The organism is Polaromonas sp. (assembly GCF_031411155.1).
Lineage (GTDB): Bacteria > Pseudomonadota > Gammaproteobacteria > Burkholderiales > Burkholderiaceae_C > Polaromonas.
The window spans coordinates 1-11,043 of record NZ_JANOAL010000063.1; the positions used below are offsets into that span (position 1 = coordinate 1).

Consider the following 11,043-nt stretch of genomic DNA (forward strand, 5'->3'; position numbering starts at 1 on the left):
CTGGGCGCGCTGATGCTGGCCGCGTCGGTAGCCAGCTGGGCGCAAGGCACCGCACCCGATGCCAGCGACGGCGCGGTGGCCGGCAAGTCGCTGGCACCGGTCATCGTCAAAGGCACGCGCGACCGCGACAGCCAGAGCTACCAGAGCGGCATCACCCGCGTCGGCAAGGTGCCGGTACTGGCCAAGGACATTCCGCAGTCGCTGACCGTGGTGAACGACAAGCTGATTCACGACCAGGGCAAGGACAGCTTCAAAAGCGCGCTCGAAAACGTCATCGGCATCACCTTCGAGGCCGGCGAGGGCGGCCGCGTCGGCGACAACATCCGTCTGCGCGGCTTCAGCGCGGCCGGCGATATTTACCTGGACGGCATGCGCGACATTGCGCAGTACAACCGCGATGTCTTCAACAGCGACCGGGTCGAGGTGCTGCGCGGATCGGCCTCCATGCTGTTTGGCCGGGGCTCGACCGGCGGCATCGTGAACCAGGTCAGCAAACAGGCGCGCCTGATCACCGAACACGAGCTCAACGCCACCATTGGCAGCCAGGGCTACCAGCGTTATCAGGGCGACTTCAACTTCAAGCTTGATGACGATGCGGCCCTGCGCATCAACGCCATGACCACCGACGGCGACGGGCGCGGCGACAACGCCGGCGCCTCCACCCATAGACGCGGCCTGGCGCTGGACTACCGCCTTGGCATAGGCACGGCCAACGAGTTTGAAGTCAGCTACTACCACCTGCATTACAAGGACAAGCCGGACTGGGGTTTTGCCTGGCTCAATGGCCGCCCCGCGCCCTCGCCCACCCACAGGTACTGGTACGGCCTGGACAGCGACTTCCAGAACGACAAGGCCGATGTGTTGACGCTGTCGCACACCCACCGCTGGGCCGACGGCAGCAGCCTGAAAACCTCGCTGCGCGACGGCTACTATGCGCGTGCCATGTGGGCCACGCAGTCGAGTTTTGCAGCCGGAACCAGGCTGGCCAACCTCACGGGCAACACCCTCGTCAACCGGCGCAGCAACGCCAAGGCGGGCCAGGAGCACCACACCTTTGTGCAAACCGACTACCTCACCACCACCCAGTGGTTTGGCCGCAAAAACAGCCTGCTGCTGGGCGCCGAGTACGCGCTGGAAAACGCCAGCCGCTCCACCTACCCGCTGCTGGTGGCGGCCAAACCCGCCACCACCGTCGGCAATCCCGGCAGCAGCGGCATCAGCGGCGACCTGACGCAGCAGGTGGCGACCGACTTCAGGGCCACCACGCTGGGCCTGTATCTGCAGGACACGATTGACCTGACACCGTACTGGAAGCTGGTGGGCGGCCTGCGCCTGGACAGCTTCAGGGGCGACTACCAGCGCAGCGGCAACGCGGCGCCCAACAACACGCCGCTGTCGCGCTCCGACAGCCTGCTGAGCAAGCGGCTGGGCCTGATGTACCAGCCGACCGATGAAGTCAGCTACTACGCCTCGTACGGCACCTCGTTCAACACCTCGGGTGACCTGTACCAGTTTGACCCGAGCAGCGCCAACTCCGCCCCCGAAAGCAGCCGCAACCTGGAGATCGGCGCCAAGTGGGAGCTGTATGACGGCGACCTGTCCCTGCGCACCGCGCTGGCCCGCACCGAGAAATACAACGAGCGCAACACCGACATCGACACCGCCAACAATGCCTACCTGCTGTCGGGCCGGCGGCATACCGACGCGCTGGAGTTTGAGGTGGCCGGGCGCATTAGCGCGCAATGGGATGTGTTTGCCGGCATCGGCTTCATGCGCGCGCGCATTGACCAGTCCGGCTCCAACGCCGCGGGCCAGGCCGAAGTCGGCCAAAACCCGGGCCTGAGCCCGAGCCGCCAGGCCACGCTGTTCAGCACCTACCGCCTCGGCGACAAATGGCGCATTGGCGGCGGCTTCACCGCCGTGAGCCAGAACAAACCCGCCAACAGCGTGACCACGTTGAACCGCGCGCCGGGCTACGTCAAGGCCGATGCGCTGCTGGAATACAAGATCAACGAAGGCAACACGCTCAAGCTCAACATCGACAACCTGTTTGACAAGGTCTACTACAACACGCTGTACCGCGGCTTTGCGGCGCCGGGCGACGCGCGCAGCGTGCGCGTGACGCTGAGCAGCAAGTTTTAGACTTCGGAGACCACCATCATGCTGCTTCGCATTGACCAGGCCCTTGCGCCCGACGAACTCGCCGAGGTGCGCCAGCTGATTCTGGCGGCCGACTGGGCCGACGGGCGCATCACCGCCGGCAGCCAGTCGGGCGCCGTCAAAAACAACCGGCAGCTGCCCGAAGACTTGCCCGCCGCCCGGCAGGCGCGCCACATCGTCTCAAGGGCGCTGGCGCGCAACCCGCTGTTTGTGACCGGCGCCCTGCCCAAAACGGTGTACCCGCCGCTGTTTAACCGCTACGGCGGCCGCAGCAACCACTTTGGCGACCATATCGACAACGCGGTGCGCACCCACGCCGCCACGGCGCGCCATGTGCGCACCGACATTTCGTGCACGCTGTTCCTGAGCGACCCGGCCAGCTACGACGGCGGCGAGCTGGTGCTGCAGCACAGCTATGGCGAGCAGCGCATCAAGCTGGCGGCCGGCGACCTGGTGCTGTACCCCGGCAGCTCGGTGCACCGGGTGGCGCCGGTCACGCGCGGCGAGCGCCTGGCCTCATTTTTCTGGATCGAAAGCATGGTGCGCCAGGACGACCAGCGCCGCCTGCTGTATGAGATGGACATGGCGATCACCGCGCTGCGCCAGCAGGACCTGGCGCGCCGTACCACTGACGCGGGCGAAAGCGCGGAGGTGGTGCGGCTGACCGGCTGCTACCACAACCTGCTGCGGATGTGGGCCGATGTCTAAGCTTCAAGGTATTCCCCCAGGGTCTGTCAGGGCATCATTGCAAATGAGATACATTCGCATTTATAATGGAGGTACTGGTTAAATTGGTAACCAGTCAACCCAACAGCCAAGCTCATCCATGATCGTTTGCGTCTGCCGCCGAATCTCTGACCGTGAAATTGCCCGCCATGCCCGAGCCGGCATGGGCTTTGACGAGATTCAGTTCGAACTCGGCGTGGCCACCCAGTGTGGCCGCTGCGAGGGCTGCGTCCGTGACGTGGTGGCCCAGTGCAGCGCCAGCTGCCCGACGGCCAACATCCAGCTAGCCAACCACCCTCTGGAAAGCAGCGCATGGAAACCACCCCAATCCTCTTCGCCAACGTCTTCAGCACGCTGATTGCCACCCTGCCGGTCAGTCTGGTTCTGGTGGCCGGCTGCGCATGGTGGGTCTTTCGCCGCTAAGCTGTTCTGTTCAGGGGTTTGAACCTGTGGCACGCTTGGCTCCATGCGCCCTGACATTGCCCGCCCCTTGCCGACTTTGCTGATGAACGCCACCACCCTCCGTAGTCCACTGCCCGCGCCGGCACCCCGGCCGCACCTGCCGCTGGGACGCAACACGCTGATCGCCCTGGCGGTGGTGGCGCTGCACGTCGGCCTGATCTGGGCCCTGCAAATGGGCCTCTTGATGCGCACCGCGGAACTGCTGGTGCCCGCCGAAATTCTGGTGCAGTTTGTCGACCCGCCCGCGCCCAAAATGGAGCCGGCACCGAGCCCGGCACCAGCACCCACCCGGGCGCCGGCAGCGGCCCCAGCCGTGCAGAAAAAAGCGGCAAGCAAAGCGCCGGCACAAGTGCAGCCACAACCGCTGGCTATTGTCGACCCCACGCCCTCGCCCAACGCGCTGGCCGGCGTGATCGCGCCGCCGGTGGACGCAGCGCCCGCCCCGGGGGCAACGGCTGCGGCCGCTGCCCCCGGGGCCGCCGCCGGTTCAGGAGGCCCTGATGGGCTGCAACTGCCTTCGAGCGATGCCGCCTACCTGCAAAACCCAAGACCGCCTTACCCGGCCATCAGCAAGCGCCTGGGCGAGCAGGGCAAGGTCGTGGTGCGGGTGCTGATTGGCATCGACGGCACTGCGCAGAAGGTCGAGATTCGCCAATCCAGCGGCTTCGAGCGGCTGGACCAGGCGGCGTTGAGCACCGTGCAGCGCTGGCGCTACGTGCCCGGCAAGCGCGGCGGCGTGCCCGAGGCCATGTGGTTCAACGTGCCCGTCAACTTTGTGCTTGATTAAAGATTCTTGAAACCTGTGGAGTATTGAATTCATGAATTCCCAATTCGGCCTTGCCAACGTCTGGAGCCAGGGCGACATCGTCACCAAGTCGGTGGCGCTGCTGCTGCTGCTCATGTCGCTCGCCTCGTGGATGGTCATCATCATCAAGACGCTGGACCTGATCAGGTACCGGAAGATTGCCAAGGCAGCGGAAGACTTCTGGCACAGCGAAGACTTTGCGGCGGCCCTGAGCAAGCTGGGCGCCGACCCGTCCAACCCGTTCCGCCAGCTGGCGCTGGAAGGCCGCGAGGCCACCCTGCACCACCGCAACACCAAGGTGCACCTGCACGATACGCTGGACATGAGCGACTGGGTCACGCGCACGCTGCGCAACGCCATTGACGAATTCACCGGCCGGCTGCAATCGGGGCTGGCGATTCTGGCTTCGGTGGGCTCCACCGCGCCGTTTGTCGGCCTGTTTGGCACGGTCTGGGGCATTTACCATGCGCTGCTGTCGATAGGCGCGGCCGGCCAGGCCACCATCGACAAGGTGGCCGGGCCGATTGGCGAGTCGCTGATCATGACGGCGCTGGGCCTGGCGGTGGCGATTCCCGCCGTGCTCGGCTACAACGCGCTGGTGCGCGGCAACAAGGGCATTTCACAAAAGCTCAGCCGCTTCGCGCATGACCTGCACGCCTATTTTGTGACCGGCGCCCGCGTCAGCGCCGGTGGCCAGGCCAATGTGGTGCCGATGAAAAAAGCCTGACCACGGCAACACCCACCGGAGCACGACATGGCCTTTGGAACCCAGGACGACACCGACGAGGTGATGAACGAGATCAACATGACGCCCATGGTGGACATCATGCTGGTGCTGTTGATCATCTTCATCATCACGGTGCCGGTGATGAAGCACTCGGTCAACATTGAACTGCCGCGCGCCAGCAGCGAGGCGCAAAACATCAAGCCGCAAACGCTGCGCCTGAGCGTCGATGCCGAGGGAAGCTATTTCCTGAACGACGCGAAAGTGGCCGACGCGGACCTGGCAAGCCAGCTGAAGGCCGCCGCGGTGCAAAACCCGCAGCCCGACTTGCACATTCGCGGCGACAAGGCGGTGCGCTACGAACGCGTGGCGCAGGCCATGGCGGCGGCGCAGCAGGCCGGCCTGCGCAAGATCGGCTTCATCACCGAACCCAACAACTAGAGCGCCGACCATGGACCCAAGCTCCAAGCCATCCGACCCGTCGGGCGAGCGCGCCGGCCCGGATTCAGCACCAGCCGCTGGCGCCCAGGCCGCCAGCCTGAGCAGCGCCGAGATTCTGCGCGGCCACAAAGCCGTGGAAATCAGGCACAACGGCCTGACCTACCGGCTGCAGGCCACGCGCCTGGGCAAACTGATTCTGACGAAGTAAACGCGGCAAGGCAGCAAGTCCGCCAGCGCCTTCTGCCCGAACGAAAAAAAGCCGACCCCGAGGTCGGCTTTTTGTTGGCAGCTGCGGTGCAGCAACCGGCTTACAAGCCGATCGCGGCGATGCCGGCACGCGCCACCTGAGCATCTTCGGTGGACTTGACGCCGCTGACGCCGACCGCGCCAATGCATTGGCCGTCTTTCACGATGGGCAGGCCGCCTTCCAGCATGCCGTGAATCGTGGGCACCGACAAAAACGAGGTGCGGCCGCCGTTGATGATGTCTTCATAGACCTTGCTCTCGCGCCGGCCCAGCGCGGCGGTGTTGGCCTTGGCCGGCGCAATGTGGGCGGAAATGGCGGCGGCGCCATCAAGGCGCTGCAGGTGCAGCAAATGGCCGCCGTCGTCGACGATGGCAATGGTCACGGCCCAGTTGTTTTTCAGCGCCTCGGCCTCGGCGGCGGCGGCAATGGTTTTCACGTCAGCGAGTTCAAGCACGGCTTTTGTTTTCATGGCGGTCAGGGTTTCTGGAGTTTGGGGGGGCAAAGGTAGAGAGCATACGCAAATTTCAGGCCCGTCAGCGCGCCGATTGCCCCTAATTTGACTTGTAGAACCCTTACAAATAGTAAGCGGCGCCTTCGCCTCCTTGAAATGGCATGGATGCACCCTAAAATGGTCTTGCCCGCATTTGCAGGCGCTTCGGAGATGATTCTCATGACTGACAACGTTCAAACCCTTGACTACGGCCAGGCCGGTGCGCTGGCGCAGCGCAACAAGGTGCTGCGCAACACCTACTGGCTGCTGGCCCTGAGCCTGCTGCCGACGGTGCTGGGGGCCTGGGTCGGTGTGGCCACCGGCATCACCGCCGCGCTGACCGGCGGGCTGGGCCTGGTGGTGTTTCTTGGCGGTGCCTTCGGCTTCATGTTCGCCATCGAAAAAACCAAGAACTCGGCCGCCGGCGTGCCGGTGTTGCTGGGCTTTACCTTCTTCATGGGCCTGATGCTGTCGCGCATGATCGGCATGATCCTGGGCTTTAGCAACGGCACCCAGCTGATCATGACCGCCATGGGCGGCACGGCGGGCGTGTTCCTGGTCATGGCCACACTGGCCAGCGTGATCAAGCGCGACATCTCGGGCATGGGCAAATGGCTGTTCGTCGGCGCCGTGGTCGTCATGATTGGCGGCATCATCAACGTCTTTGTCGGCTCCAGCGCCGGCATGATGGCGATGTCGGTGGCCGTGATCGCAATTTTCAGCGCCTACATGCTGTATGACCTGAAGCAGATCCTGGACGGCGGCGAGACCAACTACATCAGCGCCACGCTGGCCCTGTACCTGGATCTGTTCAACGTGTTCCAGGCGCTGCTGGCCCTGTTGGGCATTTTTGGCGGCGAACGCGATTAAGCCTTGCCTCAGCTAAAAAAAGGGCCTTTGGGCCCTTTTTTCATGTCCGTTCAAAGACCGCAATGCTTTCAACGTGCGCGGTGTGCGGAAACATGTTGACCACGCCCGCCGCCGAGCAGCGGTAGGCGCCGCTTTCCACCAGCACGCCGGCATCGCGCGCCAGCGTGGCCGGGTTGCAGCTGACATAGACAATGCGCTGCGGCGGCGTCCAGTCGCCCAGCACCAGGCTTTGCTGATGCGCACCATCGTCGCAGGGCACGCCGGTCACCCTTTGCCGGTGCAGCGCGGCCAGCGACTTGAACAGCTCAAACGCGCCCTCGCGCGGTGGATCGACCAGCCATTTTTCAGCGGCGCCGTCTTTGGTCAGCAGCGCCGGGGTCATTTCAAACAGGTTTCTTGCTATAAATTTGGTAGCTGCAAGCGCACGTCTTGCGGGGGTCGCCGCCTTGTTTCGTTCGTAATTCTGGCGTGAACGGGCGACCAGCGCCTCGCTGCCCTCAATGCCCAGCACCTGGTGCGCGCGCGTGGCCAGCGGCAAGGTGAAATTGCCCAGGCCGCAGAACCAGTCAATCACCCGCTCCTGCGGCTGCACATCGAGCAGGCGCAGCGCGCGCGACACCAGCACCTGGTTGATCTGCGGGTTGACCTGGGTGAAGTCGGTCGGCTTGAAGGGCATCAGCACATCAAACTCGGGCAGTCCGTAGCTCAGCTCCGCCGCCGCGTCGTCAAGCAGCTTGACGGTCTCTAGCCCGCCCGGTTGCAGCCACCATTGCAGGCCGGGGTTGACCGCCGCAAAGGCGCGCAGGCGGACCAGGTCGGCGTCGCTGAGCGGCTCCATGTGGCGCAGCACCAGGGCGGTCACATCGTCGCCGCAGGCCAGCTCGATCTGCGGAATGGTTTCTTTGGCGTCCATGCCGGCAATCAGCGCGCGCAGCGGCAGCAGCATGCGGCTGACATGCGGCGGCAGCACCAGGCAGACGCTCATGTCGGCCACGTAGGCGCTTTTGCGCTCGTGAAAACCTACCAGCACCGCGCCCTTCTTGCGCACATAGCGCACCGACAGACGGGCCCGGTAGCGGTAGCCCCAGGCCGGGCCTTCGATCGGCCGCATCAGGTTGTCGGCCTTGAGCTTGCCGATGTGCTGCAGGTTGTCTTCGAGCACGCGCTGCTTGACGGCGACCTGCGCGGCCACATGCAGATGCTGCATCTTGCAGCCACCGCAGGCGCCGGTGTGCATGCCAAAGTGCGGGCAGGCCGGCAGCACCCGCTGCGACGACTCGCGGTAAACCGCCGTCAGCGTGGCTTTTTCAAACGTGCTTTTCTTGCGAAAGACATTGGCCGTCACCTGCTCGAAAGGCAGCGCGCCCTCGATGAACACCACCTTGCCGTCGGCGCGGTGGGCGATGCCCTGGGCTTCGATGTCAAGCGACTCCACCGTGAGCAGGTCAAGCGGGTAGGCCTTGGCGGGCGAAAGTTGTAGTTCGGGGTTGCCGGGTTTATTCTGGATGGCTTCGGTCATGTGCAATTGTCTCAGGCTACGCTTGCGTTTTCTGACCCCGCCCAAGGAAGCCCCATGGAACTGCGAATCTGCATCGACGTTGACGACATGGAACGCGCCATCGCGTTTTACACGGAGGGGCTGGGCTTGCAGCTGGGGCGCCGCTTCAAGAGCGATTTTGTCGAGTTACTGGGCGCCGGCAGCCCGATTGACCTGCTGCTCAATGCCGCGCAAAGCCGCCCGCTGCCCGGCAGCCAGGCCAGCCGCAACTACCAGCGCCACTGGACGCCGGTGCACCTGGACTTTGTGGTGGACGACATCGAAGCCGCCGTGGCCCGCCTGCAGCAGCACGGCGCGGTGCTCGAAATGCCGGTGTCAGACCGCGCCTGGGGCCGCATTGCCGGGCTGGCCGACCCGTTTGGCCACGGGCTGGACCTGCTGGAGTTCAAGGGCCGCGGCTACGACGAGATTTTGCAGCCGCACTGATGGGGCTTCATATGCTATGTTTTTGATAGCTAGCTACGCCTATTTCGCCTGGTCTACAGGCCATTTTGATGGGGAAAAATGCTCAGGCAGCGCTCTTTCTGACCAGCGCATAGATGAACAGCAGCACCACCGCGCCAACCACCGAGGCCATCCAGCCGGCCACCTCACCGGGCTGGTACCAGCCCATGGCCTTGCCGGCGTAGTTGGCCAGAAAAGAGCCGGCCACGCCCAGCACCGCCGTCATGATCCAGCCCAGCTTGTCATCGCCGGGCTTGACGGCGCGCGCGATAAAACCAACGACAAGACCGACCAGAATGGTTCCAAGGATAGACAGCATGGCAAGGGTGCTCCAAAAAAGGGACGCAGAAAAAACAGTCAATGTACACCACGCGCCTCAGCCTCCCCATCGGCCCCGCTCTGCGCAAGACAGGCCAGATTCGCTCGGTAGTTACCCCCGATAGAAACCAGAACAAACGTCGTAACATGGACGACCAATAAATAAACGAACGGTCGTTCTTTTATAACCCAGGAGTACATGGATGAGACAAATCAGGTTCACTTTGACCGCGCTCGGCGCCGCCACTTTACTCGTCGCCTGCGGCGGCGGCGGTGGCGACGATGGCGGCCCGCTTCGCGGCACACTGGTCGAAGCCGCGACGGTTGTGACCACGCTCACCGCCGCCCAGATTGACAGCTCAACGGCGGCCACCGGACTCCAGGGCATTTCGGGCAAGGCCAAATGCGATGTCAAGGTGGTGGCGCTCAACTACACCACGGTGGGGGTCAACGGCGAACCGGCCAACGCTTCGGGCGTCATGCTGGTGCCGGCAGGCAGCTGTAGCGCCGCCGCCGGCCTGGTCGCCTATGCCAAGGGCACGGACGTGCAAAAGCCGCGCACGATGGCCAACCCGGCCGATGGTGAAACCTTCCTGCTGACCGCGATGTACGCGGCCCAGGGCTACGCCGTGGTGGCCACCGACTACCTCGGCTTTGCCAAGTCCACCTACGCCTACCATCCCTACCTGCATTCCGATTCGGAAGCGAGTTCGGTGATCGACTCGATCCGCGCTGCACGCGCGGCCTCCGGGTCGGTAGGCGCAACGCTCAATGGCAAGGTCATGCTGACCGGCTATTCGCAGGGTGGCCACTCATCCATGGCGGCCCACCGCGCCATCGAGCGCGACCTCGCCGGCGAGTTCAATGTCGTGGCCGGCGCCCACCTGGCCGGGCCCTACAACCTGTCGGGCTCGTTCAAGCTGACCAACGCGATTGCCGGTTACCAGTTCTTTGTGCCCTACCTGGTCACGGCATGGCAAAAAATTTACGGCAACATCTACAGCAGCCCATCGGTGGTTTTCAAGGCGCCCTTCGACAGCTACATAGAGAGCCTGCTGCCCAACCCGACGCTGAACTCCACCACCCTGGTCACCACCGGCAAGCTGCCTGGCGGGCCCGGCGTGTCGCCGAATCAGGCGCGTGACCTGATTTTCCAGCCCGCGTTTCTGGCCGACACCCAGACCAACCCCAACAACGCGCTGTTTCTGGCGGGCAAAAAGAACGACCTGCTGGGCTGGAACCCCAAGGCCGCCGTGTTGCTGTGCGGTGGCGCTGGCGACCCGACCGTGCCCCCGGCGGTTCACCAGGTGGTCATGAAGGCCGACTTTGACAGCCGCGGCCTGACCAACGTGAAGTCGGTGGACGTGGACGCCTTTGTGCAAGCCACATTTGCCCCCGGCGGCGTGGCCCCCACCGACCCGACCACGGCGGCGTTTGCCACCTACTACGGCAACTACCACGGCACCTACGAGCCGCCGTTCTGCCATGCCCAGGCCCGGGGCCTGTTTGACGCGGTGAAGTAAGCGTCTGCCGGCTACGACAAAGCCGGCCCGGGCGGCCATCGCCGAAAAAAAAGAGCGCCTTCGTGGCGCTCTTTTTTTTTGCCTGTTCCGGCCACCCGGGGCTTCAGGGCTCAGGCCACAAACGCCGTCGGCACCGGCACATCGCCAATCGCCTGGCGCAGGATGGCCCAATGCATGGCCTCGTCGCCCAGGATGCTGGCCGCGGCCTTGGACAGGTCGCGGTTGCCAAACAGCGGCACCGCGCCCAGGTAGGCGCTGACGGCGCCCTGCTCCAG

General features: G+C 64.4%; 14 protein-coding genes. 10 read left to right on the forward strand and 4 right to left on the reverse strand.

The features are described 5' to 3' along the window. The 7 genes from RMO23_RS03600 to hemP form a co-directional block, all read left to right on the forward strand. The coding region (locus RMO23_RS03600; protein WP_309678733.1) for a TonB-dependent siderophore receptor at positions 1 to 2,142 on the forward strand (2,142 nt) is incomplete at its 5' end. A gap of 18 nt (positions 2,143 to 2,160) precedes the next feature. Beyond that, entirely contained in the window at positions 2,161 to 2,868 is a 708-nt protein-coding gene (locus RMO23_RS03605) for a Fe2+-dependent dioxygenase (RefSeq protein WP_309678734.1), read from the forward strand. Positions 2,869 to 2,986: 118 nt separating this feature from the next. After that, positions 2,987 to 3,244 carry a (2Fe-2S)-binding protein gene (locus RMO23_RS03610; RefSeq protein WP_309678735.1) on the forward strand — a complete coding sequence of 86 codons (258 nt, stop codon included), beginning with the start codon at positions 2,987 to 2,989 and terminating at the stop codon, positions 3,242 to 3,244. A gap of 147 nt (positions 3,245 to 3,391) precedes the next feature. Next, positions 3,392 to 4,135 carry an energy transducer TonB gene (locus RMO23_RS03615; RefSeq protein ID WP_309678745.1) on the forward strand — a complete coding sequence of 248 codons (744 nt, stop codon included), beginning with the start codon at positions 3,392 to 3,394 and terminating at the stop codon, positions 4,133 to 4,135. Positions 4,136 to 4,166: 31 nt separating this feature from the next. Beyond that, entirely contained in the window at positions 4,167 to 4,880 is a 714-nt protein-coding gene (locus RMO23_RS03620; protein WP_309678736.1) for a MotA/TolQ/ExbB proton channel family protein, read from the forward strand. 27 nt (positions 4,881 to 4,907) lie between these two features. After that, positions 4,908 to 5,318, forward strand: a complete 411-nt coding sequence (locus RMO23_RS03625) for a biopolymer transporter ExbD (protein ID WP_309678737.1) — start codon at positions 4,908 to 4,910, stop codon at positions 5,316 to 5,318. Positions 5,319 to 5,328: 10 nt separating this feature from the next. Beyond that, positions 5,329 to 5,526 (forward strand): hemin uptake protein HemP, encoded by a 198-nt coding sequence (gene hemP, locus RMO23_RS03630; protein WP_309678738.1) that lies wholly within the window; start codon positions 5,329 to 5,331, stop codon positions 5,524 to 5,526. A gap of 100 nt (positions 5,527 to 5,626) precedes the next feature. On the opposite strand, the gene RMO23_RS03635 is transcribed toward hemP, so the two are convergent. Next, a complete protein-coding gene (locus RMO23_RS03635) occupies positions 5,627 to 6,034 on the reverse strand; it encodes a heme-binding protein (RefSeq protein WP_309678739.1) in 408 nt (135 codons plus the stop codon). Positions 6,035 to 6,235: 201 nt separating this feature from the next. Between RMO23_RS03635 and RMO23_RS03640 the strand changes: the two genes are divergently transcribed. Next, on the forward strand, positions 6,236 to 6,925 hold the full coding sequence (locus tag RMO23_RS03640) for a Bax inhibitor-1/YccA family protein (RefSeq protein ID WP_309678740.1): 690 nt from the start codon (positions 6,236 to 6,238) through the stop codon (positions 6,923 to 6,925). A gap of 40 nt (positions 6,926 to 6,965) precedes the next feature. On the opposite strand, the gene rlmD is transcribed toward RMO23_RS03640, so the two are convergent. Then, positions 6,966 to 8,444 carry a 23S rRNA (uracil(1939)-C(5))-methyltransferase RlmD gene (gene rlmD / locus RMO23_RS03645; protein ID WP_309678741.1) on the reverse strand — a complete coding sequence of 493 codons (1,479 nt, stop codon included), beginning with the start codon at positions 8,442 to 8,444 and terminating at the stop codon, positions 6,966 to 6,968. 54 nt (positions 8,445 to 8,498) lie between these two features. On the opposite strand from rlmD, the gene RMO23_RS03650 reads away from it, so the two are divergent. Further along, positions 8,499 to 8,909 carry a VOC family protein gene (locus RMO23_RS03650; RefSeq protein WP_309678742.1) on the forward strand — a complete coding sequence of 137 codons (411 nt, stop codon included), beginning with the start codon at positions 8,499 to 8,501 and terminating at the stop codon, positions 8,907 to 8,909. Between the two features lie 82 nt (positions 8,910 to 8,991). Here RMO23_RS03650 and RMO23_RS03655 read toward each other — a convergent pair whose 3' ends face one another. After that, a complete protein-coding gene (locus tag RMO23_RS03655; protein WP_309678743.1) occupies positions 8,992 to 9,246 on the reverse strand; it encodes a GlsB/YeaQ/YmgE family stress response membrane protein in 255 nt (84 codons plus the stop codon). Between the two features lie 202 nt (positions 9,247 to 9,448). Here RMO23_RS03655 and RMO23_RS03660 point away from each other — a divergent pair, with 202 nt between their 5' ends. After that, a complete protein-coding gene (locus tag RMO23_RS03660; RefSeq protein ID WP_309678744.1) occupies positions 9,449 to 10,768 on the forward strand; it encodes a lipase family protein in 1,320 nt (439 codons plus the stop codon). 110 nt (positions 10,769 to 10,878) lie between these two features. On the opposite strand, the gene RMO23_RS03665 is transcribed toward RMO23_RS03660, so the two are convergent. After that, a partial coding sequence (locus tag RMO23_RS03665) for a ferritin-like domain-containing protein (RefSeq protein WP_309678746.1) occupies positions 10,879 to 11,043 on the reverse strand: 165 nt, incomplete at its 5' end.